The following is a 23,026-nucleotide window of genomic DNA, read 5'->3' as shown; positions in this document are numbered from 1 at the left end:
TGTCCCCGGGCCGACCGGCCACGACGTCGCTCAACGGTCCACTCTCTCACCCGTGCTGGACGGGTCGGCGCTTTCGGGTGCGGTGTCCGGTGCCGGGTCACTCGGCTGCTCCGGGGCGTCTGCCCCGGGCTCCGTGTCCGACTCCTGTTCGGGTCCGGTGGCGACGCCGTCGGTGTCTCCAGTGTCTACGGTGCCGTCCGCGGAGTCGTTCAGACCCCCCTCCCGGGGGGTGGCTTGCGGGTCGTTCTGCTCCTCCTCGGCCTGCTGTGCGGCCAGGCGCTTGCGCTGGGTGTACATACGGAATCCGGCGAGGACCAGCAGCAGCACACCGCCCGCGATGACCAGCATCACCGTGGGCGTGATCTCGGTGACGTTCACGTCGAAGGTGACGGCGGGGCCGTACGCCTGGCCGTCCTCCGTGAAGAGCTGGGCCACCACAGTGGCCCGGCCGTTGGCGTTGGCCGTGGTGGTGAACTTCACGGACTGGCTGTGCCCGCCCGAGACGGTGATGGGCTGCTCCGCGTAGGGGCCGTTGCCGATCTTGAGGCGGGTCGGCTGCTGCGAGGTGAGCCGCAGCACCAGGTGGTCGACCCCTTGCATGAGGTTGTTCTGAACCGTCACGGGGATCGTGGCACTGCGGCCCGAAAGCTTGGTCTCCGACTTCTGGATCAGCCGGACCTGGGCGGTCAGCCCGTCGAGGTACGACTCCACGTCCTGGCGGAAGTCCGACGCCTCGGTGGGGTGCCCTCGCCAGGAGGTGGACATGGCCCGGTCTATGGCCCGCCCGAAGGGGGTGACGACCCGCGCGGGGTCGGTGAGGATCACCTGGAAGTTGTCGAGCTTGTCCTGCGTGTCCTCGATCTGCTGGAACGCGGACCGCGGCAGCTGCTCCCTGCGCAGCGACGAGGGGTAGCGGGAGGTGGACGGCACACGTGTCGCGGCCCGCGGGTCCGGCTTGGCGTCGGCGGCCGCGGACAGCTCTGCGGACTGTGACCAGTTGCCGTCCTGGAGCGCCTTCAGCGCCTGCGCCATCGACTGTGCCTGGCTCGCGGACGGCATCCGCTGCGGGGCGACCACGATGCTGCGCTGCTTCTGCGGTTCCTCCAGGTTGGTCATGAGGCTCTGGGCCAGGAACCTCTGCACCGCCAGTGTGGCGCCGCCGGTGGAGGACACATCGCCCTCGAACGCGGTCGACAGGCCGGCGTCCGCGACCACCGCCGTGGTGCCGCCGCCGATGGGGCGCGCCGAGGTCGGGGTGTAGGGCAGGCCCCCGGTCTCCTGGAGGCTGTCGCTGCGGGCGATGATCTTGTCGGCACCGGCGGATGTGGCGACCTTCACGATCGAGGGGTCGATCGCGCCGTTCACGGGCCAGGCGAAGTCGGTCTCGGGCTTCACGTGGAGGATGGTCTCCACGGTGCTCCCGGCCACGTCGGTGGCGTCCTTGAGGTGGCTCAGGGAGCCGGTGACGTTCTTGCCGTCGTGAGCGAGCGAGGCGAGGTCGGGGTCGGCGAAGGGCAGGGCCACGACCTCTTTGTTCTGGACCGCCTGCTCGAGCTCGGCGAGCCACTGCTTGGCGACCGCCTGGCTCTTGCCCGCAGTGACCGAGTCGCCGTCGCCCTTGACGCTGTAGCTGCCCGCCATGGCGTCCACGGAGGCGAGCAGGTCGGGATCGATCACCCAGGTGACGTCCAGGTCCTTGCCCAGCGACAGGAGCTGGGAGAGCCGGCCGCCCGGAGCGATCTCCTTGGCCAGGTCGTCGTTCTGGAAGACGGGTGTCTGCTGCTGATTGGGGAGGGTCTCCGCGCTCATATGGACGGAGGAGATCAGCGGCCAGAGGTAGGTCGTCTTCGTCTTGGCGGTGGCGCCGTCCGGCTCCCAGGGCAGGAATGTGCGCTGGATGCCGAGGACCTGCTCGTAGGGCTGTGTGGAGGTCTGGCCGGAGAGCGAGACGCCGAGCTGGTAGACCCCGTCGGAGCCCAGGTGCAGCTGTTTGACGGGCACGGAGAGGGTGAAGGCCTGCGCGACCCCGGGGGCGAGCTTGGGGAACTTCTCGACGTACTTGCCGCCGATCTCGGTGCCGTCGGCATCTGGTGCGAAGCCGGTGCGCCGAGCGGCGCTGTCGATCGACCCGCGGCTGTTCAGGGAGGGGCCGACCCGCAGGCCCACGTGTGCGTCCGTGACTGCCTGCTTGCCGTTGTTGGTGACCGTGCCGGAGACCGTGAGGGTGTCGCCGTCGGTCGGAGCGTTGGGGCTGACGGAGTCGAGGGAGACGCTGACCGTGCGGGAGCCGCTCGCCGCCATCGGAGCGCTCTTCTCGGCGGCGTGCGCCATCGGCGTGGCGGGCAGCTGCAGCAGACCGGCCAGCAGGGGCGCACCCGCAAGCAGTGCTCCGGTACGCCGGAGCCACCGGCGGGCAGGTGAGGGACTCATCCCCTGGAAGTCTGCCGCCTCGGCCACGCGCTCGCCCGTCCCTCGTCGTCGTCAGTGGTCGTCGGAATGTGCGTCCAGGCATGGTAACGATGCGCGCGGAGGGGAAGTGCCGCGGTCCGCCTCCCAAGATCGGAACCGAGGGCGGCCTGTCCTGTATGAAGGCGTATCGAGCAGGGATTCCGTACGCGGCGCTTATGCGTGACTACGGAAAGCTTGTGCCCGTTTAATGGAGGCGCCCCCGCCCGTCCGGGCCACGTACCCTTTTCTGTTGTGCCGAACGCCAACGAAGACAATCCCAGTGCCCTGAGCCAGGTGCAGCACCGTGCCGTGAGTGAACTGCTGCGGGTGTCGCCTGTCGCCGACGACCTCGCCCGCCGTTTCCAGGAGGCCGGGTTCTCGCTGGCCCTGGTCGGCGGCTCGGTACGGGATGCCCTCCTCGGCAGACTCGGCAATGATCTGGATTTCACGACCGACGCCCGCCCCGAGGACGTGCTGAAGATCGTGCGGCCGTGGGCGGACGCCACGTGGGAGGTCGGTATCGCCTTCGGGACGGTCGGCGCCCAGAAGGACGCCCGCGTCGGAGATGCTGTTCAGCGCTTTCAGATCGAGGTGACGACGTACCGGTCCGAGGCGTACGACCGGACCTCGCGCAAGCCCGAGGTGTCCTACGGCGACTCGATCGAGCAGGACCTGGTCCGCCGCGACTTCACGGTGAACGCCATGGCCGTCGCGCTGCCCGAGAAGGAGTTCATCGATCCGCATCAGGGGCTCGACGACCTCGCCGCCCGGGTGCTGCGCACACCGGGCACGCCCGAGGAGTCGTTCTCCGACGACCCGCTGCGGATGATGCGGGCCGCCCGGTTCGCGGCCCAGCTGGACTTCGAGGTCGCTCCCGAGGTCGTCACGGCGATGAAGGAGATGGCCGGGCGCATCGAGATCGTGTCCGCTGAGCGTGTGCGGGACGAGCTGAACAAGCTGCTTCTGTCGGCGCACCCGCGCAAGGGGCTGTCGCTGCTGGCCGAGACGGGGCTTGCGGATCACGTCCTCCCGGAGCTTCCCGCGCTGCGGCTGGAGCGTGACGAGCACCACCGGCACAAGGATGTCTACGACCACACGTTGATCGTGCTGGAGCAGGCGATGGCGCTCGAGGACGAGGGCCCGGACCTGACCCTGCGGCTCGCCGCTCTGCTGCACGACATCGGCAAGCCGAGGACGCGCCGCTTCGAGAAGGACGGCCGTGTCTCCTTCCATCATCACGAGGTGGTGGGCGCCAAGATGACCAAGAAGCGAATGATGGCGCTCAAGTACCCCAATGACCTGGTGAAGGACGTCTCCCGGCTGGTCGAGCTCCATCTGCGCTTCCATGGCTACGGCACCGGAGAGTGGACGGACTCGGCGGTGCGCCGGTATGTCCGTGACGCGGGCCCGCTCCTGGACCGCCTCCACAAGCTGACCCGCTCCGACTGCACCACCCGCAACAAGCGCAAGGCGGCGGCGCTCTCCCGTGCCTACGACGGGCTGGAGGAGCGCATCGCTCAGCTCCAGGAAAAGGAGGAGCTGGACGCGATCCGTCCCGACCTGGACGGCAACCAGATCATGGAGATCCTGGGGGTCCGCCCCGGCCCTGCCGTCGGGCAGGCGTACAAGTTCCTGCTGGAGCTCCGGCTGGAGAACGGGCCCATGGAACACGACGCCGCAGTGACGGCACTCAAGGAGTGGTGGGCCGAGCAGGGCTTCTGAAGCGGGGAGCCGGCGCATGTTTCACGTGAAACATGACCCCGGGCATGCAGAGGGGCGATGTTTCACGTGAAACATCGCCCCTCCGGCCTGTGCAGGCCGACGTGTTACTTGTTCTCCGCCAGGCAGAGCACCACATCGTGGCCGTTGCCGTACTGCACGTAGGCGCTGGTCGCCTCCTTGACGGCCTGGCACTTGCTGTCATCGGTGCTGTCGTCAAACTTCTGGACGACCTTGTACTGGGCCTCGCTGGAGGAGCAGTCGACCTCGTTCAGATCCGCCTTGGAGTCCGAACCGTCGTTGTGCATGCAGGCGCCCACCGACGTGGTCTCGGCGTCCGTCTGGTTCGCCCACCAGCCGATGCCGAACTTCACACCCAGGACGAGGATGCCGACGATGATGGCCCCGACAATGCGCAGCGCCTTCTTTCCCGCGCGCTTGCCGGGACCCGCCTGCGGCGGTATCGGGGCGGGAGCCCCCTGGTTCGGGAACGGGGCATAGGGGGCTCCGGGGTGGCCGGCCTGCTGCGGCGGAACTCCGGGCTGACCGGGCTGCTGCCCCATCGGTGTGGTGGGCTGCTCGGCGTACGGGTTCGCGCCCTGGGGCGGCGGAGTGGTCACTGCGGGGATCCCCCTCGAACGTGGATATGTCATGTGCGAAATAAGACGCACGTAAGTTACCGGTCCCCACTGACAACACTGAAGCTCAGGAGGGCTCCGTAGCCTTGATGTGACACTTACCGGTGTTCGAAGCGGGACATAGCCGCAGTAACTGCCGCGTAGATTACGGCGACCGTGACCACCAAGGTGGCTGAGCGGCCGTCAGGAGGCAGCATCAGGGCGGCGAGCCCGGCGGCGGCGACGAAGGCGGCGTTGAACAGCACGTCGTACACCGAGAAGATCCGGCCACGGAAGGCATCCTCGACCGCCGACTGGACGATCGTGTCCGTGGAGATCTTGGCGCCCTGGGTGATCAGCCCCAGGACGAAGGCCGCCACCAGCATGGGTCCGGTGGCGAACGGAAGGCCGAGCGCGGGCTCCAGCACCGCGGCCGCCGCGGCGCAGACGACGATCCAGCGGCCGGGACCGAGCCGTCCCGCCGCCCACGGAGTCACCACAGCCGCGGCGAAGAATCCGGCACCGGACATCCCGAGCGCCAGTCCCAGCAAGGCGAGACCGTGGGCCGGGTCCGAGGCCAGGGCGTACCGGCACAGCATGAGCAGCAGGACCAGCAGAGCCCCGTAGCAGAACCGCATCAGTGTCATCGCGGTGAGTGCCCAGGCGGCCTCCCGGCGCGGAGGCTCGGCCAGATGACGTACGCCCGCCGCCAGGTCGCGCAGGGTGCCGGCGAGAGCCCTGCCCAGCCGCGGTTGCTCCGGCTCCCGGTCGGGGCCCAGCAGGTCCGGTGCCAGGCTGAGCGAGACGAGGGCCGACCCCAGATACAGCGCCGCGCCCAGTAGGACCACGGCCGCGGCGGAGCCCGAGGCCACCAGGCGCACCAGGAAGGCGAGCCCGCCGCCCGCGGTCGCGGCAAGCGTGCCGGCCGTCGGCGAGAGCGAGTTGGCCATCACCAGGCGTTCGCCGTCGACCACGTGGGGCAGCGCCGCCGACAGGCCCGCGAGGACGAAGCGATTGACCGCCGTGACGCAGAGCGCGGAGACGTAGAAGAGCCAGTCCGGGACGTGACCCAGCATCAGAGCGGCTGTCGCGCAGGCCAGCAGGGAGCGCAGCAGGTTGCCGTAGAGGAAGACCTGGCGCCGCCGCCAGCGGTCCAGCAGGATTCCCGCGAAGGGGCCGACGAGGGAGTACGGCAGAAGCAGCACCGCCATCGCGGAGGCGATGGCCGCGGCCGAGGTCTGTTTCTCCGGAGAGAAGACGACATAGGCGGCGAGCGCGATCTGGTAGACGCCGTCGGCTCCCTGGGACAGCAGCCGCACGGCGAGCAGACGGCGGAAGTCCTGGAAGCGCAGGAGGACGCTCAGGTCGCGCACGACGGACATGGGGCCCAGCCTCACATACCGGAAGGGTCCCCGGGCACACGGCCTGGGGACCCTCACCGTTCGCAGGCGAACGCGTGCCTCAGCGGTCGACTTCGCCCTTGATGAACTTCTCGACGTTCTCGCGGGCCTCGTCGTCGAAGTACTGGACCGGCGGGGACTTCATGAAGTACGAGGACGCCGAGAGGATCGGACCGCCGATGCCGCGGTCCTTGGCGATCTTCGCTGCGCGCAGGGCGTCGATGATGACACCCGCGGAGTTCGGGGAGTCCCAGACCTCGAGCTTGTACTCGAGGTTCAGCGGGACATCGCCGAAGGCACGGCCCTCGAGGCGGACGTACGCCCACTTGCGGTCGTCGAGCCAGGCCACGTAGTCGGACGGGCCGATGTGCACGTTCTTCTCACCGAGGTCCCGGTCGGGGATCTGGGAGGTCACGGCCTGAGTCTTGGAGATCTTCTTGGACTCGAGGCGCTCGCGCTCGAGCATGTTCTTGAAGTCCATGTTGCCGCCGACGTTCAGCTGCATCGTGCGGTCCAGGACGACACCGCGGTCCTCGAACAGCTTCGCCATCACGCGGTGCGTGATGGTGGCTCCGACCTGCGACTTGATGTCGTCACCGACGATCGGGACGCCCGCCTCGGTGAACTTGTCGGCCCACTCCTTGGTGCCGGCGATGAAGACCGGAAGCGCGTTGACGAAGGCGACCTTGGCGTCGATGGCGCACTGGGCGTAGAACTTCGCCGCGTCCTCGGAGCCGACGGGCAGGTAGCAGACGAGGACGTCGACCTGCTTGTCCTTCAGGACCTTGACGATGTCGACCGGCTCCTCGGCGGACTCCTCGATGGTTGCGCGGTAGTACTTGCCGAGACCGTCGAGGGTGTGGCCGCGCTGGACCGTCACGCCGGTGGAGGGGACGTCGCAGATCTTGATGGTGTTGTTCTCCGAGGCGCCGATGGCGTCCGCCAGGTCGAGGCCGACCTTCTTGGCGTCCACGTCGAACGCGGCGACGAACTCGACGTCACGGACGTGGTAGTCGCCGAACTGGACATGCATCAGACCCGGCACCTTGGACGCCGGGTCGGCGTCCTTGTAGTACTCGACTCCCTGCACCAGCGATGCGGCGCAGTTGCCCACGCCGACGATGGCTACGCGAACCGAACCCATTCCGGTTGCTCCCTGTGTGTGCGAGGTGAAGCCCCGACTGGACCTCACGTGGTGGTGTCGTCGGACGGATCCGGCCGGGTGCTGTCCCGGTGCCGGGGCAGGCCGCCCGTTTCCCCAGATGTGCTGCCGTGAGCGGTGCCGTCGGCGGTGGAACCCCTGAGGTCCCGTCCGGCCCGCTCACTTTCGATGAGCTCGTTCAGCCAGCGCACTTCGCGCTCCACGGACTCCATCCCGTGGCGCTGGAGCTCGAGGGTGTAGTCGTCGAGGCGCTCCCGGGTGCGCGCCAGGGAGGCCCGCATCTTCTCCAGGCGTTCCTCCAGGCGGCTGCGGCGGCCCTCGAGGACGCGCATGCGCACGTCGCGGGACGTCTGCCCGAAGAAGGCGAAGCGAGCGGCGAAGTGCTCGTCCTCGTACACGTCGGGGCCCGTCTGCGAGAGCAGCTCCTCGAAGTGCTCCTTACCTTCCGCCGTCAACCGGTAGACGATCTTGGCACGGCGCCCCGCGAGCGGAGTCGCGTGGGCATCGTCGGGGGTACTGCCGGTCTCCTCGATCAACCAGCCGTTGGCGACCAGCGTCTTGAGGCACGGGTAGAGCGTCCCGTAGCTGAACGCGCGGAATACACCCAATGACGTATTGAGCCGTTTGCGCAGCTCGTAGCCGTGCATCGGGGACTCACGGAGCAGGCCGAGGACGGCGAACTCAAGGATCCCGGAACGCCGGGTCATGTGCGCCTCCCTCCTGCCGCTGTGGTGTCCACACGGTCTTTATGTCGTGCTGATGTATCGGCTCGATACATCAGCACGATAGAACGCCCCTCCGGATGCGGCAAGAGGGGGCAGGGTGAACGGGGTCACATCACCGATTCGCAGGATGCAAGTTGCCTGATTTGGGGTGAACTTCAGGGCTAGGAGGGTTTTGGCGGTGCGTAGTCTGTGCGGCATGCACATCACCGGGAACCGAGTGACGCCGGGGGACGTCCTCGTTCTTGGTGCAGTACGGATGAATGCGAAAACGACCGCATCCGTACTTCGGGGGGACCGGAAACCAGCCGCCGTTTCCAGGCGCGCAAGGATGCGCCTGCCCGAGGAGTAATCGTTCGATGAGCGAGCACCGTCGCAAACCGCCGCCGCCGCAGGGAGGCGGACGTGCCGCGGCCCGACGCGGCCAATCGGCGTCCTCCGGCCGCCGCGCGTCACCGCGAGGCGCCACCGGGTCTCCTTCCGACTCCTATGGAGCGGGAGGTGAGGACCGCCCGTACGGTGGCCGTGCAGAGGCCCGGCGGGCGGCCCAGAGAAATGGTGGCGGCCGGCGCAGAACGGCCGACGCCCCGGGGCATGGCCCCGCAGGGGCGGCCGGACCAGGCAGGGGCAGGGGGCGCAACAGCCCTCCCTCCCGGAAGCGCTTTATCGACTACCCGCGAGCGGGCAAGTCCGGCTTCGGCCGCTGGGTACCGTCGTGGAAGCAGATGACGGGCCTGTTCATCGGCTTCATAGGGAGCCTGGTGGTGGTCGCGGGTGTCGCATACGCGATGGTGACCATTCCGGACGTGGCCAAGACGGCGACGGCCCAGAACAACGTCTTCTACTGGTCGGACGGCAGCCAGATGGTCGCCACCGGCGGTGAGGTCAACCGCCAGAGCATCAACTACGCGCAGATTCCCAAGAACATGCGGTACGCCGTCATCTCCCAGGAGAACAAGACCTTCGAGACCGACAGCGGCGTCGACCCGAAGGGCATCGCACGCGCCGTGTTCAACATGGCCCGGGGCGGTCAGACGCAGGGTGGCTCGACCATCACCCAGCAGTACGTGAAGAACGCGATGCTGGACGACCAGTCACAGACGGTCTCCAGGAAGTTCAAGGAGATCTTCGTCGCGATCAAGGTAGGGGCCGAGGTCCACAAGGAGGACATCATGGCCGGCTACCTGAACTCTGCGTACTACGGGCGCAACGCCTACGGGCTTCAGGCAGCCTCGCGGGCGTACTTCAACAAGGACGCCACCGATCTGGATGCAGGCGAGTGCGCCTTCCTGGCGGCGATGCTCAAGGGCGCCACGTACTACGACCCGGCCGGGGCGACGTCCCTCGATCCCAAGGCCACGGCCCAGGCCAACAGCAAGCGGGCCTTGGTCCAGATGCAGGACACCCTGAACAAGATGGTGGAGTACGGCCATCTCGATTCCGCGGAGCGGGCCAAGTACACCAAGCTGCCCAAGGTCCAGAACCCGCGGTCGAACAGCCGGCTGAGCGGCCAGATCGGCTATCTCGTCGACCTCGCCAAGGCGTACCTGATCAACAACACGGACATCACGCCCAACGATCTGCAACAGGGCGGTTACTCGATCTACACGACATTCGACAAGAAGAAGGTCGAGCAGCTCGAGGCCGCGGTGAAGAAGGTCCAGAAGGCCAACATCAAGCCCGATCTGCGCCCGAAAACAGACAAATACGTCCAGTTCGGTGGGGCTTCCGTGGATCCGTCCACAGGTGCCCTCAAGGCGATCTACGGCGGTGAGGACGCGACCAGGCACTTCACCAACAACGCCGACCAGACCGGTGCGCAGGTGGGCTCGACGTTCAAGCCGTTCGTGCTGGCGGCGGCGATGTCATGGGGCAAGCGCAACCCGGACCTCGGTGAGTCGCAGGCACAGGACGAGCGCACCATCGTCTCGCCGAAGAGCCTGTACAGCGGCAAGAACAAACTGAAGATCCAGGAGTACAACCACACGATCTGGAAGAACGAGAAGGGCGAGGAGTGGCTTCAGGCGAACGACGGCGATGAGTCGGTCGGCCACCCGCCGGACTACAAGATCGACCTTCGTGAGGCCATGCAGTTCTCGGTCAACTCCGCCTACGTCCAGCTCGGCATGGACGTCGGTCTGGACAAGGTCAAGGAGGCGGCTCTGAACGCGGGCATCCTCAAGGCCAGTCTTGCGAGCGCCAACTACCCCTCGTTCTCCATCGGAACCTCCGACCCCAGCGCGATCCGCATGGCCGGCGCCTATGCCACCTTCGCGGCCAGCGGCCAGCAGAACGACCCGTACTCGGTCACGAAGGTCACGAGCAAGGACGGCACCGTCTTCGAGCACAAGGCCAAGCCCCGGGACGCCTTCACCTCGAAGGTCGCCGACAATGTCACCGACGTTCTGAGGACCGTGGTCGAGAAGGGCACCGGCACCGCCGCGCAGCTTCCCGGCCGACAGGTCGCGGGCAAGACCGGTACGACGGACGGCAACAAGTCAGCGTGGTTCGTCGGGTACACCCCGCAGCTGTCGACCGCGGTGGGCATGTTCCGGATGGACGACAACGAGAACAACAAGTCCCGCGAGTTCCTGAAGATGTACGGAACAGGCGGCCAGAAGGAGATCCACGGCGCCTCGTTCCCGGCCGAGATCTGGCACGACTACATGCTGCAGGCGCTCAAGAATGAGCCGGTGAAGAACTTCCCGACGCCCGAGCCCATCGGCGTGGTCGTGAACGACACCCCGAGCCCGAGCGTGACCCCCACGCCTACGCCGAGCGTCACGCAGAGCCCGACACCGACCCCGACGCCGAGTGAGACGCTCACCTCCCCCACGCCGACGCCCAGCGACACCTGTGGCAACTTCGGCTGGAACTGCGGCAACGGCAACGGTGGCGCCGCCGGCGGCACCGACGCCGGCAGCACGGGCGGGGTGACCTCGAGCCCGACGGAGAGCACCGGGAACGGAAGCACCCGGGGTAACGGCAATGGAGGTATCTTCGCCGGCCCGAACGGATAGCGGTCACGGATCGTGTTTCACGTGAAACTCTCCGTTTCACGTGAAACATCGGCCGAAGAGGGGCCGTCCCACCGATCAGGTGGGGCGGCCCTCGGCTTTTTCCTGAGTGCATGCGGCAGGATGGCCCCCATGCCCAGTGCAGAGACGACGCCAGCGAGCGTCCACGAGCCGGACCTGGTGCGGCCGACCCGGGATGACGAGGTCGCCGCGGCGGGGAGCCAGCTGATCGGTGGTCCCATCGGACGACGCGCACTGCTCGGGAGGTCCTGGTGGACTCCCGTGCGGGTCGTGGCGCTCGTCGCCATCGGCTTGTTCGCCCTCGGTATGGTGCAGAAGCTGCCTTGCTACGACAGCGGCTGGTTCTTCGGCGCCAGCTCGCAGTACACGCACGCCTGCTACTCGGACATCCCGCACCTCTACCAGGGCCGCGGTTTCGCCGATGGGCTCGTGCCCTACTTCGACAAGCTTCCCGGCGACATGGACTACCTCGAGTACCCGGTGCTCACCGGTGTGTTCATGGAGGTCGCCTCCTGGCTGACCCCGGGCAGCGGCACCCTGCAGTCCCGGGAGCAGACGTACTGGATGGTCAACGCCGGGATGCTCCTGGTGTGCGCCGTGGTCATCGCCGTGTGCACCGCGCGGATCCACCGCCGACGGCCCTGGGACGGCCTGCTGGTCGCCCTGGCGCCCGCCTTCGCGCTGACGGCGACCATCAACTGGGACCTGCTCGCCGTGGCCCTGCTGGCCGCCGCGATGCTGATGTGGTCACGCGGTCGCGCCCTTGCCTTCGGGATCCTGGTGGGGCTCGCCACGGCCGCCAAGTTCTATCCGTTCCTGGTGCTCGGACCGCTCCTCGTGCTGTGCTGGCGGGCCGGCAAGTGGCGCGCGTTCTCCACCGCCCTGCTGGGCGCCGTGGGGGCCTGGCTCGTGGTCAATGTGCCGGTGATGTTCCTCGCTCCGCAGGGCTGGTCGAAGTTCTACAGCTTCAGCAGGGAACGCGGGGTCGACTTCGGATCGATCTTCCTGTTCGTCTCGCGCTGGCTCAACATCGAGATCACCGCGGACACGGCCAATGCCTGGGCGATGTTCATGATGGTGGCCGCCTGCGCGGGCATCGCGGCGATCGCCCTGACGGCGCCGCGCCGCCCGCGTTTCGCTCAGCTCGCCTTTCTGATCGTGGCGGCGTTCATCCTCACCAACAAGGTGTACTCGCCCCAGTACGTCCTGTGGCTGATTCCCCTCGCCGCGCTGGCCCGGCCGCGCTGGCGGGACTTCCTCGTCTGGCAGGCCTGCGAGGTGGCGTACTTCCTCGGAATCTGGACATACCTCGCGTACACGACCAGCGGAGACGCCCACAAGGGCCTGCCGACGGACGGCTACCAAGTCGCCATCGTCGTCCACCTGCTGGGGACGCTCTATCTGTGTGCCGTCGTCGTGCGGGACATCTTCCTGCCGGAACGGGACATGGTGCGCAGGTCCGGTGACGACGACCCGTCCGGCGGTGTGCTGGACGGCGCGGAGGATGTCTTCGTGCTGGGCGCCGCCGCACATCCGCCGCGGCACTCGGCGCACCTCGAGGGGCCCCACGTCGAGTGGGGCAGCCGAGACGCAGAACCCCCCAAGGATGGTTCGCCCTGAGCGAACACCCCCTGGTGGGGTGCCACGCACAAGGCCGTACGCGGGATTCCGTGTACGGCCTTGCTGCTGTTCCGTTCCGGGTCAGCGGTCGACGAGCCGGTCGAACTGGGTGGTGGTGTGCCGTAGATGGGCCACCAGTTCGTCCCCCACCTTCGGCTCCGTGGCGTCCGCGGGGACGAACAGGATCGAGACCTGCATATGGGGAGGTTCGGCGAACCAGCGCTGCTTGCCCGCCCAGACGAACGGCGAGAGATTCCGGTTCACCGTCGCGAGCCCGGCCCGGGCGACGCCCTTGGCGCGCGGCATGACGCCGTGCAGGGCCTTGGGGGCCTCCAGACCCACCCCATGGGACGTTCCGCCCGCCACGACGACCAGGAAGCCGTCCGAGGCCGCCTTCTGCTGCCGGTAGCCGAAGCGCTCGCCCTTGGAGACACGCGTGACGTCCAGGACCGCCCCGCGGTACTCGGTCGCCTCGTGGTCCCCCAGCCACAGCCGGGTGCCGATACGGGCCCGGAAACGAGTCTGCGGGAACTGCTGCTGAAGGCGGAACAGCTCCTCCGCCTTGAGGTGGCTGACGAACATCGTGTGCAGCGGAAGCCGGGCCGCACGCAGCCGGTCCATCCAGCCGATGACCTCCTCGACGGCGTCCGAGCCGTCCGTGCGGTCCAGCGGAAGGTGGATGGCGAAGCCCTCGAGCCGGATGTTCTCTATGGCAGCGTGCAGCTGCGGCAGGTCCTGCTCGCTCACCCCGTGCCGTTTCATCGAGGACATCACCTCGATGACCACACGGGCACCCACGAGGCCGTACACGCCGTCCACGGACGACACCGACCGGATGACGCGGTCCGGCAGCGGTACCGGCTCCTCGCCGCGCCGGAACGGCGTCAGCACGAGCAGGTCGCCACCGAACCAGTCCTTGATCCGGGCCGCCTCGTACGTCGTGCCCACGGCGAGGACGTCCGAGCCCAGCCGCGTGGCCTCCTCCGCCAGCCGCTCGTGGCCGAAGCCGTAGCCGTTGCCCTTGCAGACCGGGACGAGCCCCGGGAACTGCTCCTGGACGTGCTTGTGGTGTGCCCGCCAGCGCGCGGTGTCGACGTAGAGCGTGAGCGCCATGGCCGGTCCCGGAACCTTTCTCGTGGCTGCGGTGTATCAGGGGTCTGAGAGGGAATTGTGACGGATCCGCCGGGCCGACGGGTGACGCAGACGGCTCGGGCCGGTCCGCCACGGGGCTCCGGCGTCAGCGGCGCGACATGTAGATGTCGAGCGCCTTGTGGAGCAGCTTGTTCAGCGGGAAGTCCCACTCGCCGAGGTATTCGGCGGCCTGCCCGCCCGTGCCCACCTTGAACTGGATCAGGCCGAAGAGGTGGTCGGTCTCGTCCAGCGAGTCGGAGATGCCGCGCAGGTCGTAGACGGTCGCGCCGAGCGCGTAGGCGTCGCGCAGCATCCGCCACTGCATCGCGTTGGAGGGACGGACCTCGCGGCCGATGTTGTCGGAGGCGCCGTAGGAGTACCAGACGTGCCCGCCGACGATCAGCATCGTCGCCGCCGACAGGTTCACTCCGTTGTGCCGGGCGAAGTAGAGCCGCATGCGGTTGGGGTCCTCGGTGTTGAGGGCCGTCCACATGCGCTGGAAGTACGACAGCGGGCGGGGCCGGAAGTGGTCGCGCACGGCCGTGATCTCGTAGAGCCGCTGCCATTCCTCGAGGTCGTGGTAACCGCCCTGGACGACCTCGACACCAGCCTTCTCGGCCTTCTTGATGTTGCGGCGCCACAGCTGGTTGAAGTTCTTGTGAACTTCTTCCAGAGAACGGTTGGCGAGCGGCACCTGGAAGACGTAGCGGGGCTGCACATCGCCGAAGCCGGCGCCGCCGTCCTCGCCCTGCTGCCAGCCCATGCGGCGCAGCTTGTCGGCCACCTCGAAGGCGCGCGGCTCGATGAAGTCGGCCTCGATGTCGCGCAGTCGCTTCACGTCCGGGTCCTGGATGCCCTGCTTGATGGAGTTGGCCTCCCAGCGCCGGATGATCACCGGCGGGCCCATCTTCACGGAGAACGCGCCCTGGTGCTTGAGGTGCGCGAGCATCGGCTGGATCCAGTCGTCCAGGTTCGGCGCGAACCAGTTGATGACCGGGCCCTCGGGAAGGTAGGCGAGATAGCGCTTGATCTTGGGCAACTGGCGGTACAACACCAGTCCGGCGCCCACCAGTTCGCCGTTCTTGTCGAACCAGCCGAGGTTCTCGGAGCGCCACTCCGCCTTGACGTCTGCCCAGGCCGGGACCTGCATGTGGCTCGCCGCCGGCAGGCTCTGGATGTACGCCAGATGCTGCTCGCGACTGATCGTCCTCAGGGTCAGGCTCATACGGGGCGCTCCTCGGGCTGGTGTGTCCCCATGGGTACAGGGGCTCCGGCTCTCGCGCCGAAGCCTACTGCGCCCCGCGAGCGCCCCGTCTGGCCGTATGGAACCTGTGTGCCCATGAGGTCGCCGGCCGGCCCCGCGGCCCGGCCGGCGACCTCCCCCGGTCAGCTGCCGACGAGTCCGCCGAAGAGGCCGCCGTGGGCCATACCGAGGAAGAAGCCGATGGCCGCGGCACCGAGCCCCAGGATCAGTCCGAAACGCTGACGGGTCGTGACGGAGATGTACTGGCCGTACGCGCCGGTGAAAATCCCCACCAGACCGGCCCAGGAGCTGATCAGATGCAGGTCGTGGGACACCAACGCCGTGACGAAAGCGGTGACCCCGAGCACCAGGGTCACCAGGAGAAAGGTGTCCTGGACGGGATGGGCCTTGCCGTCCGTGGCCAGTAGGGAACCGGTGGTGTTGGGTCGCAATACCTGTGCCATGTGGCACCTCCTGCGGAAGGCGGCGCATCGTAGCGCCATACACACCCGATGTGTACAGATTGACGGCCTTCGCGGCCGGATTTCAACCGGAAGCTCGTGTGCGGGTACTCTGTACCGTCTGCACCGGTGTCTGCCCAGGCCAAGCCGCGTCAACCGTCGACCGACCCCGATTGTCGGTGGCGGCTGATTCAGTGACGGGCACTGTTGCGTACGCATCACGACCCTCCTGCCACGGAACGACCGTGGCCGCTGAGTCCAAAGGAGGTGGGTTCCACATGCGTCACTACGAGGTGATGGTCATCCTCGACCCCGATCTGGAGGAGCGCGCTGTCTCCCCGCTGATCGAGAACTTCCTTTCCGTCGTCCGTGACGGTGGCGGAAAGGTCGAGAAGGTCGACACCTGGGGCCGTCGTCGTCTCTCGTACGAGATCAAGAAGAAGCCCGAGGGCATCTACTCGGTCATCGACCTGCAGGCCGAGCCTGCGGTCGTCAAGGAGCTCGACCGCCAGATGAACCTGAACGAGTCGGTCCTCCGGACCAAGGTCCTCCGCCCCGAGACCCACTGAGCTTCCGCTCAGCTGATCTCGGGATTCGAGTAGCAGCACAAGCAGCCAGCAGCAAACCCGCCGAGAGGTTCCCCCAATGGCAGGCGAGACCGTCATCACGGTCGTCGGCAACCTTGTCGATGACCCCGAGCTGCGCTTCACCCCGTCCGGTGCGGCGGTCGCGAAGTTCCGCGTCGCGTCCACTCCCCGCACCTTCGACCGCCAGACGAACGAGTGGAAGGACGGCGAGAGCCTCTTCCTGACCTGCTCGGTCTGGCGCCAGGCGGCGGAGAACGTCGCCGAGTCGCTTCAGCGAGGCATGCGCGTCATCGTGCAGGGCCGGCTGAAGCAGCGGTCCTACGAGGACCGTGAGGGCGTCAAGCGCACGGTCTACGAACTCGACGTCGACGAGGTCGGCGCGAGCCTGCGCAACGCCACGGCCAAGGTCACCAAGACCGCAGGCCGCAGTGGCCAGGGTGGCTACAGCGGCGGTGGCGGCCAGGGTGGCGGCGGCTGGGGTGGCGGCCCCGGCGGCGGCCAGCAGGGCGGTGCTCCGGCCGACGACCCCTGGGCGACCGGCGCTCCGGCCGGCGGCCAGCAGGGCGGTGGCGGCTGGGGCGGCGGCTCCGGCGGTGGCGGCGGCTACTCGGACGAGCCCCCCTTCTAGGCCTTAGTGCCGGGTCTCCGGGCCCGGACGGGTCGAAGGTGGGCCGTATCCCCAACTTCTTGATCACACAGGAGAAACACCATGGCGAAGCCGCCTGTGCGCAAGCCGAAGAAGAAGGTCTGCGCTTTCTGCAAGGACAAGGTCACGTACGTGGACTACAAGGACACGAACATGCTGCGGAAGTTCATTTCCGACCGCGGCAAGATCCGTGCCCGCCGCGTGACCGGCAACTGCACGCAGCACCAGCGTGACGTCGCCACGGCCGTCAAGAACAGCCGTGAGATGGCGCTGCTGCCCTACACGTCCACCGCGCGCTAAGGAAAGGGTGACCGACTCATGAAGATCATCCTGACCCACGAGGTCTCCGGCCTCGGCGCCGCGGGTGACGTCGTCGACGTCAAGGACGGTTACGCTCGCAACTACCTGATTCCGCGGAAGTTCGCGATCCGCTGGACCAAGGGTGGCGAGAAGGACGTCGAGCAGATCCGCCGCGCCCGCAAGATCCACGAGATCCAGACCATCGAGCAGGCCAACCAGGTCAAGGCCCAGCTTGAGGGCGTGAAGGTTCGCCTGGCCGTTCGTTCCGGCGACTCCGGCCGTCTCTTCGGCTCCGTCACCCCGGCCGACATCGCCTCGGCGATCAAGGCGTCCGGTGGCCCCGAGGTCGACAAGCGTCGCATCGAGCTGGGTACGCCGATCAAGACGCTGGGCGCCCACGAGACGTCCGTGCGTCTGCACCCCGAGGTTGCCGCCAAGGTCAACATCGAGGTCGTCTCGGCCTGATGCCGGGCTCTGTCTGAGCAGTTGAGAGAAAGGGCCGTACCCTGCGGGGTACGGCCCCTTCCTCGCGTTCGGCGGTAGTCTGCCGAGCGCCGTTTCACGTGAAACAGGACGATGTCGTCAGGTCGCGAGCTTGCTCAGCGCGTGGCTCCCGTCACGATCCAGCGGCCCGAACGGGCACGGACCCACAGCGTGAGCATCCGCACGGTCATCATCAGTGTCATCGCCGCCCACAGCGCGGTGAGTCCGCCACCGAGGACCGGGACCAGCAGGGCCACGGGGACGAAGACGGCCAGGGTCAGCAACATCGCCCAGGCGAGATAGCGGCCGTCACCGGCACCCATCAGCACGCCGTCCAGTACGAAGACGATGCCGCAGACGGGCTGGGAGACCGCCACGAGCACCAGAGCGGGCAGGGCCGTGCGGTGAACCGCTGTGTCGCTGGTGAACAACGGAAGGAAGAGCGGGCGGCCCACGAGGACGAGCAGGCCGAGGGCCAGACCGGTGACGATTCCCCACTGGACCATGCGGCGGCAGGCTTCGCGGGCGCCCTGTGTGTCGCCTGCGCCCAGATATCGTCCGATGATGGCCTGCCCGGCGATGGCGATAGCGTCCAAGGCGAAAGCCAGCAGACTCCACAGGGACAGGATGATCTGGTGCGCGGCGATGTCCGCGTCCCCGAGCCGGGCGGCGACGGCAGTGGCGATCATCAGGATCGCCCGCAGTGAGAGCGTCCGCACCAACAGGGGCACTCCTGCTTGTGCGGAGGCGCGGATGCCCGCAGCGTCCGGCCGTAGCGAGGCGCCATGCCGGCGGGCGCCGCGGACGACCACGTACAGATAGGCGCCGGCCATGCCGCACTGGGCGATGACGGTGCCCCAGGCGGAGCCGGCGATCCCCCAGTCGGCCCCGTAGACGAGGCCGGCGTTGAGGGCGGCGTTGGCGACGAAGCCTGCGACGGCGACGTACAGCGGTGTCCTGGTGTCCTGAAGACCACGTAGTACGCCGGTCGCGGCGAGGACGACCAGCATGGCGGGAACCCCGAGTATGGAGATCCTCAGATAGGTCGTCGCGTAGGGGGCAGCCGTCGGCGAGGAGCCGAGGAGTTCCACGAGGCCGGGCGCCGTGGGGACAACGGCGGCGATGGCGGCCGCCCCGATCAGCAGGGCCAGCCAGATGCCGTCCATGCCCTGGCGGATGGCGGCCTTCAGATCACCCGCGCCGACGCGGCGGGCGACGGCGGCCGTGGTGGCGTAGGCCAGGAACACGAAGACGCTCACCATGGTGGTGAGGAGTGCCGAGGCGACGCCGAGCCCGGCCAGCTGAAGGGTGCCGAGATGGCCGACGATCGCGCTGTCGGCCATCACGAACAGGGGCTCTGCGACGAGCGCTCCGAAGGCCGGAACGGCCAGGCCGATGATCTCCCGGTCATGCCGACGTCGGGTGGCGCCGGGTGGCGCGGGAGTCTGTGTCATGGCCACCAATCTAATCGTCCACAGGTAAGCGACGCAACGCGCTATTGTCCCTTACCTCGGCTTGTGCGGGACGTGGTCTCGTGCACCTCTTGCGGTGATCTTGATCCGACTGGTGAAGTTTTTCTTCTGCACAGCCGGTGGATGGGAAAGATGCAGGTCAGATGGTGTTCTCGGGAGCTGTTGAGGGCTTGTTCACAGGGCTGTCCACCGTGTCGTGCACAGGTTTTGCTGAGTTCTCCACAGCATCGGGGCCCTCGTCCACATGGCCTGTGGATAACCAGATTGGCTGACGCTCCCGACAGGCCTAACGTGGTGCGGCGCCCGCTCCCCCTCCGCCTTTGGAAAGCTCGCGAAAAGACGCGTACGAACCGGAGCTGGGCTTCTCGCTTTGTCAGTGTCGTGCCCTAGAAATGAGGGGCACGGCGAGGTCCGCACGGCGGACGGGAGGAGGCGGCCCGGTGAGCATTTCCGAGCCCTTGGACGATCCGTGGGCCGACAGCGGTCCCAGCGATCGTGTTCCCGCTTCCCGCCGGGGCCGTGACGGCGGCCGAGGCCGTGACGAGCAGCACGACCGCGGTAACGACAGCGGTGCCTGGGACGGCGGAGGCTCCTCCTTCGAGCGTGTCCCGCCCCAGGACCTGGACGCCGAGCAGTCGGTCCTCGGCGGAATGCTCCTGTCCAAGGACGCGATCGCCGATGTCGTCGAGGTCCTCAAGGGCCATGACTTCTACCGGCCCGCGCACGAGACGATCTACCTGGCGATCCTCGATCTGTACGCGAAGGGCGAGCCGGCCGACCCCATCACGGTCGCCGCCGAGCTGACGAAGCGGGGCGAGATCACCAAGGTCGGCGGCGCCCCTTATCTGCACACCCTGGTGCAGACGGTCCCGACCGCGGCCAACGCCGAGTACTACGCGCAGATCGTGCATGAGCGGGCGGTCCTGCGCCGACTGGTCGAGGCCGGCACGCGCATCACCCAGATGGGCTACGCGGCCGACGGGGACATCGACGAGATCGTCAACAGCGCCCAGGCCGAGATCTTCGCGGTCACCGAGCAGCGGACGGCCGAGGACTACCTGCCGCTCAGCGAGATCATGGAGGGCGCGCTCGACGAGATCGAGGCGATCGGTTCACGCTCGGGGGAGATGACCGGTGTGCCGACCGGCTTCACGGACCTCGACCAGCTCACCAACGGTCTGCACCCCGGCCAGATGATCATTATCGCGGCCCGTCCCGCCATGGGTAAGTCGACGCTGGCCCTGGACTTCGCGCGTGCGGCGTCCATCAAGCACAACCTGCCGAGCGTGATCTTCTCGCTCGAAATGGGCCGCAACGAGATCGCGATGCGTCTGTTGTCCGCCGAGGCACGTGTGGCTCTGCACCACATGCGCTCCGGAACGATGACGGACGAGGACTGGACCCGTCTCGCCCGCCGCATGCCGGACGTGTCGGCCGCGCCCCTCTACATCGACGACTCGCCGAACCTGTCGATGATGGAGATCCGCGCCAAGTGCCGGCGCCTCAAGCAGCGCAATGACCTGAAGCTGGTCGTCATCGACTATCTCCAGCTGATGCAGTCCGGCTCCAAGCGGTCCGAGAGCCGACAGCAGGAGGTCTCCGAGATGTCGCGAAACCTGAAGCTGCTGGCCAAGGAGCTGGAGCTGCCGGTGATCGCGCTGTCCCAGCTCAACCGAGGCCCCGAGCAGCGGACGGACAAGAAGCCCATGGTGTCCGACCTGCGTGAGTCCGGATCGATTGAGCAGGACGCCGACATGGTGATCCTGCTGCACCGCGAGGACGCGTACGAGAAGGAGTCGCCGCGGGCGGGCGAGGCGGACATCATCGTCGGCAAGCACCGCAATGGCCCGACGGCCACGATCACGGTCGCCTTCCAGGGGCACTACTCCCGCTTCGTGGACATGGCCCAGACCTGAGGGACCGACCCGGGTGGGTGGCCGACCCCTTCGAGTCGCGACGTCAGGAAAGTCACAGGGGAAGACGCCCGGGGAAATGGACTCGACGCGGGATTCCGCGCCGGGTGGACTGGGATCCATGACGACATCGCAGGAAGAACTGCTGCCCGCCACGCGCCGGGCTCTGCTGCACCGCATCGCCGTGGCCCAGGCCGAGGGGCGGGCGCCCTCACTGGTCGCCGCGGTCGTCCGGGACGGCCGGACGGTGTGGAACGGCTCGCGCACCTCCGTGGACGGCCACGCCCCGGACGAAAACGTGCAGTACCGGATCGGCTCGATCACCAAGACCTTCACCGCGGTCCTCGTCCTGCGACTGCGCGACGAGGGCGTCCTGGACCTCGGCGACCCGCTGGAAAAGCATCTGCCCGGCACCGGGGCGGGGGAGGCGACCGTTGCCGAACTGCTCGCCCACACGGGCGGACTGGCGGCCGAGTCGCCCGCTCCGTGGTGGGAACGCACGCCGGGCTCGCTGCGTCCGGAGCTCGCCGATGTCCTCGGTCAGCAGCCGTTCCTGCATCCGGCCGGACGGCGGTTCCACTATTCGAATCCCGGCTACACGCTGCTGGGGGCTCTGGTCGAGGAGCTGCGCGGAGCGCCGTGGGAGGAGGTCCTTCGGCGTGAAGTGCTCGAACCCCTGAGCCTGCATCGCACGAGTGCGCGTCCGCAGGCACCGCACGCGGGCGGCTGGGCGGTGCATCCCTGGGCCGATGTCATGCTGTCCGAGCCGCTCGAGGACCTCGGCCGGATGGCCCCGGCCGGGCAGCTCTGGTCCACCGCGGGGGATCTGGCGCGCTTCGCGGCCTTCCTGGCCAAGGGCGACGACCGGGTGCTGAGCGCAGAGTCGCTGCTGGAGATGCGCACTCCGGCGGCTCCGCCCGAAGCCGCGGACGTGGCCGCCGGGTACGCCTACTGCCTGGGGCTGGAGATCCGCCGTTCGGGCGGACGGCTCCTTATTGGGCACACGGGGTCCCTGCCGGGGTTTCTCGCCTGCCTCACTCTCAGCGTGGAGGACGATGTCGCAGCCGTCGTCCTGGCCAACTGCACCTCCGGCCCGTTGGTGTCGGCCGTGGGTGCCGACCTCGTCCGTATCGTGGCCGAGGCCGAACCCAGGATCCCCGAGCCCTGGCGCCCGCTCCGGGACGTCGATCCGTCCGTACTGGAGCTGGCGGGGCAGTGGTATTGGGGAACGCATGGCTTCGGCCTGCGGTGCACGGCGGACGGGTTCGTCTCGCTGGAGCCGCTGTCCGGTACCGGCCGACGCTCACGCTTCCGGGTGAACGGTGACGGCACATGGACGGGGCTGGAGGGCTACTACGCCGGAGAGCGGCTGCGGGCCGTACGGCGTGCGGACGGGTCCGTGAGTCATCTGGACCTCGGATCGTTCGTCTTCACGCGTCAGCCGTATGACAAGGGGGCCGCGGTGCCCGGCGGGGTCGATCCGGAGGGATGGCGAGGGGTCGGTTAGACACCGCCCTCGGGGGTGTCGCCGGCCAAGGGTCCTGTTTCACGTGAAACAGGACCGTGAAACAGGACCGTTCGCTTCGTCCGGCAGGGACACAGCCGTTCAGAGGTGGAGCTTGAAACCCACATGCGAGGCCTCGAAGCCCAGACGCTCGTAGAAGCGGTGCGCCTCGGTACGACTGGTGTCGGAGGTGAGCTGGACCAAGGCGCAGCCCTGACGCCGGGATTCATCGATGGCCCACTGGATGAGCTGGGTACCGAGGCCGCTACCGCGCTCGTCGGCGTGGATGCGTACCGCCTCGATGATCGAGCGGGTCGTCCCCTTGCGGGACAGCCCCGGGATGATCGTGAGCTGAAGGGTACCGATGACGCTTCCGTCCCGGACGGCGACCATCAGATGCTGGTTCGGAGCGCTGCTCACCCGGTCCAGCGCGGCCATATAGGGGGTCAGGTCGTCTGGTGACTCCCGCTGAGCGCCGAGCGGGTCGTCCGCGAGCATGCCGACGATCGCGGGTACGTCCTCCGCGACGACGCGTCGTATCTCAAGATCTCCCATACCGG

General features: G+C 67.9%; 19 protein-coding genes. 9 read left to right on the top strand and 10 right to left on the bottom strand.

Translation table 11 applies throughout. The features are described from left to right. Positions 1-30 precede the first annotated feature (30 nt). Positions 31-2,457, bottom strand: a complete 2,427-nt coding sequence (locus ABZ823_RS05490) for a DUF6049 family protein (RefSeq protein ID WP_361653939.1) — start codon at positions 2,455-2,457, stop codon at positions 31-33. A 243-nt stretch (positions 2,458-2,700) separates the two neighbouring features. On the opposite strand from ABZ823_RS05490, the gene ABZ823_RS05485 reads away from it, so the two are divergent. Then, positions 2,701-4,170 (top strand): CCA tRNA nucleotidyltransferase, encoded by a 1,470-nt coding sequence (locus tag ABZ823_RS05485; protein WP_361653936.1) that lies wholly within the window; start codon positions 2,701-2,703, stop codon positions 4,168-4,170. Positions 4,171-4,274: 104 nt separating this feature from the next. Here the strand turns inward: ABZ823_RS05485 and ABZ823_RS05480 are convergent, their stop codons facing one another. From ABZ823_RS05480 to ABZ823_RS05465, 4 genes are all read right to left on the bottom strand, one after another. After that, positions 4,275-4,787, bottom strand: a complete 513-nt coding sequence (locus ABZ823_RS05480; RefSeq protein ID WP_361653933.1) for a hypothetical protein — start codon at positions 4,785-4,787, stop codon at positions 4,275-4,277. 116 nt (positions 4,788-4,903) lie between these two features. Further along, positions 4,904-6,166, bottom strand: a complete 1,263-nt coding sequence (locus ABZ823_RS05475; protein WP_361653930.1) for an MFS transporter — start codon at positions 6,164-6,166, stop codon at positions 4,904-4,906. Between the two features lie 79 nt (positions 6,167-6,245). Continuing rightward, entirely contained in the window at positions 6,246-7,328 is a 1,083-nt protein-coding gene (locus ABZ823_RS05470) for an inositol-3-phosphate synthase (RefSeq protein ID WP_361653927.1), read from the bottom strand. A 44-nt stretch (positions 7,329-7,372) separates the two neighbouring features. After that, the gene (locus tag ABZ823_RS05465; protein ID WP_361653924.1) at positions 7,373-8,053 is read right to left on the bottom strand and encodes a helix-turn-helix transcriptional regulator; all 681 of its coding nucleotides are present in this window, start codon (positions 8,051-8,053) and stop codon (positions 7,373-7,375) included. 374 nt (positions 8,054-8,427) lie between these two features. Between ABZ823_RS05465 and ABZ823_RS05460 the strand changes: the two genes are divergently transcribed. Together ABZ823_RS05460 and ABZ823_RS05455 are read left to right on the top strand one after the other, a co-directional pair. Further along, the gene (locus ABZ823_RS05460; RefSeq protein ID WP_361653921.1) at positions 8,428-11,088 is read left to right on the top strand and encodes a transglycosylase domain-containing protein; all 2,661 of its coding nucleotides are present in this window, start codon (positions 8,428-8,430) and stop codon (positions 11,086-11,088) included. A 120-nt stretch (positions 11,089-11,208) separates the two neighbouring features. Then, positions 11,209-12,726 (top strand): glycosyltransferase 87 family protein, encoded by a 1,518-nt coding sequence (locus ABZ823_RS05455; RefSeq protein WP_361653918.1) that lies wholly within the window; start codon positions 11,209-11,211, stop codon positions 12,724-12,726. 81 nt (positions 12,727-12,807) lie between these two features. Here the strand turns inward: ABZ823_RS05455 and ABZ823_RS05450 are convergent, their stop codons facing one another. From ABZ823_RS05450 to ABZ823_RS05440, 3 genes are all read right to left on the bottom strand, one after another. After that, positions 12,808-13,839 carry an alanine racemase gene (locus tag ABZ823_RS05450; protein WP_361653915.1) on the bottom strand — a complete coding sequence of 344 codons (1,032 nt, stop codon included), beginning with the start codon at positions 13,837-13,839 and terminating at the stop codon, positions 12,808-12,810. A gap of 124 nt (positions 13,840-13,963) precedes the next feature. Further along, entirely contained in the window at positions 13,964-15,082 is a 1,119-nt protein-coding gene (gene femX / locus ABZ823_RS05445; RefSeq protein ID WP_361653912.1) for a peptidoglycan bridge formation glycyltransferase FemX, read from the bottom strand. A gap of 161 nt (positions 15,083-15,243) precedes the next feature. Further along, on the bottom strand, positions 15,244-15,564 hold the full coding sequence (locus tag ABZ823_RS05440; RefSeq protein WP_361653909.1) for a hypothetical protein: 321 nt from the start codon (positions 15,562-15,564) through the stop codon (positions 15,244-15,246). A 275-nt stretch (positions 15,565-15,839) separates the two neighbouring features. Between ABZ823_RS05440 and rpsF the strand changes: the two genes are divergently transcribed. The 4 genes from rpsF (at position 15,840) to rplI (ending at position 17,559) form a co-directional block, all read left to right on the top strand. Further along, complete coding sequence (rpsF, locus tag ABZ823_RS05435; protein ID WP_004985983.1) at positions 15,840-16,130, top strand: 30S ribosomal protein S6; 291 nt, start codon at positions 15,840-15,842, stop codon at positions 16,128-16,130. A 76-nt stretch (positions 16,131-16,206) separates the two neighbouring features. After that, positions 16,207-16,776, top strand: a complete 570-nt coding sequence (locus ABZ823_RS05430; protein ID WP_361653906.1) for a single-stranded DNA-binding protein — start codon at positions 16,207-16,209, stop codon at positions 16,774-16,776. Between the two features lie 81 nt (positions 16,777-16,857). Further along, entirely contained in the window at positions 16,858-17,094 is a 237-nt protein-coding gene (gene rpsR / locus ABZ823_RS05425; RefSeq protein WP_003949403.1) for a 30S ribosomal protein S18, read from the top strand. An 18-nt stretch (positions 17,095-17,112) separates the two neighbouring features. After that, positions 17,113-17,559 carry a 50S ribosomal protein L9 gene (gene rplI, locus ABZ823_RS05420; protein WP_361653903.1) on the top strand — a complete coding sequence of 149 codons (447 nt, stop codon included), beginning with the start codon at positions 17,113-17,115 and terminating at the stop codon, positions 17,557-17,559. 134 nt (positions 17,560-17,693) lie between these two features. Here rplI and ABZ823_RS05415 read toward each other — a convergent pair whose 3' ends face one another. Continuing rightward, positions 17,694-19,031, bottom strand: a complete 1,338-nt coding sequence (locus ABZ823_RS05415) for an MATE family efflux transporter (protein WP_361653900.1) — start codon at positions 19,029-19,031, stop codon at positions 17,694-17,696. A 458-nt stretch (positions 19,032-19,489) separates the two neighbouring features. Between ABZ823_RS05415 and dnaB the strand changes: the two genes are divergently transcribed. Further along, positions 19,490-20,965 carry a replicative DNA helicase gene (gene dnaB / locus ABZ823_RS05410; protein WP_361653897.1) on the top strand — a complete coding sequence of 492 codons (1,476 nt, stop codon included), beginning with the start codon at positions 19,490-19,492 and terminating at the stop codon, positions 20,963-20,965. Between the two features lie 118 nt (positions 20,966-21,083). Then, the gene (locus tag ABZ823_RS05405) at positions 21,084-22,469 is read left to right on the top strand and encodes a serine hydrolase domain-containing protein (RefSeq protein ID WP_361653894.1); all 1,386 of its coding nucleotides are present in this window, start codon (positions 21,084-21,086) and stop codon (positions 22,467-22,469) included. A gap of 99 nt (positions 22,470-22,568) precedes the next feature. Here ABZ823_RS05405 and ABZ823_RS05400 read toward each other — a convergent pair whose 3' ends face one another. Beyond that, positions 22,569-23,021: a GNAT family N-acetyltransferase gene (locus ABZ823_RS05400; RefSeq protein WP_361653891.1), complete on the bottom strand. Its 453-nt coding sequence runs from the start codon at positions 23,019-23,021 to the stop codon at positions 22,569-22,571. Between the last annotated feature and the right edge of the window lie 5 nt (positions 23,022-23,026).

Origin of the sequence: Streptomyces sp. NPDC047079, assembly GCF_040643755.1 — a bacterium.
Lineage (GTDB): Bacteria > Actinomycetota > Actinomycetes > Streptomycetales > Streptomycetaceae > Streptomyces.
The sequence above is the reverse complement of the archived record's forward strand: the minus strand, read 5'-3'. Positions and strand labels throughout refer to the sequence as shown.

Excerpts from the sequence above, each read along its gene's own strand:
- ABZ823_RS05475 (WP_361653930.1), bottom strand. The coding sequence starts at position 6,166 with ATGTCCGTCGTGCGCGACCTGAGCGTCCTCCTGCGCTTCCAGGACTTC.
- ABZ823_RS05470 (WP_361653927.1), bottom strand. The coding sequence starts at position 7,328 with ATGGGTTCGGTTCGCGTAGCCATCGTCGGCGTGGGCAACTGCGCCGCA.
- ABZ823_RS05465 (WP_361653924.1), bottom strand. The coding sequence starts at position 8,053 with ATGACCCGGCGTTCCGGGATCCTTGAGTTCGCCGTCCTCGGCCTGCTC.
- ABZ823_RS05460 (WP_361653921.1), top strand. The coding sequence starts at position 8,428 with ATGAGCGAGCACCGTCGCAAACCGCCGCCGCCGCAGGGAGGCGGACGT.
- ABZ823_RS05455 (WP_361653918.1), top strand. The coding sequence starts at position 11,209 with ATGGCCCCCATGCCCAGTGCAGAGACGACGCCAGCGAGCGTCCACGAG.
- ABZ823_RS05450 (WP_361653915.1), bottom strand. The coding sequence starts at position 13,839 with ATGGCGCTCACGCTCTACGTCGACACCGCGCGCTGGCGGGCACACCAC.
- femX (WP_361653912.1), bottom strand. The coding sequence starts at position 15,082 with ATGAGCCTGACCCTGAGGACGATCAGTCGCGAGCAGCATCTGGCGTAC.
- ABZ823_RS05440 (WP_361653909.1), bottom strand. The coding sequence starts at position 15,564 with ATGGCACAGGTATTGCGACCCAACACCACCGGTTCCCTACTGGCCACG.
- rpsF (WP_004985983.1), top strand. The coding sequence starts at position 15,840 with ATGCGTCACTACGAGGTGATGGTCATCCTCGACCCCGATCTGGAGGAG.
- ABZ823_RS05430 (WP_361653906.1), top strand. The coding sequence starts at position 16,207 with ATGGCAGGCGAGACCGTCATCACGGTCGTCGGCAACCTTGTCGATGAC.
- rpsR (WP_003949403.1), top strand. The coding sequence starts at position 16,858 with ATGGCGAAGCCGCCTGTGCGCAAGCCGAAGAAGAAGGTCTGCGCTTTC.
- rplI (WP_361653903.1), top strand. The coding sequence starts at position 17,113 with ATGAAGATCATCCTGACCCACGAGGTCTCCGGCCTCGGCGCCGCGGGT.
- ABZ823_RS05415 (WP_361653900.1), bottom strand. The coding sequence starts at position 19,031 with ATGACACAGACTCCCGCGCCACCCGGCGCCACCCGACGTCGGCATGAC.
- ABZ823_RS05405 (WP_361653894.1), top strand. The coding sequence starts at position 21,084 with ATGACGACATCGCAGGAAGAACTGCTGCCCGCCACGCGCCGGGCTCTG.
- ABZ823_RS05400 (WP_361653891.1), bottom strand. The coding sequence starts at position 23,021 with ATGGGAGATCTTGAGATACGACGCGTCGTCGCGGAGGACGTACCCGCG.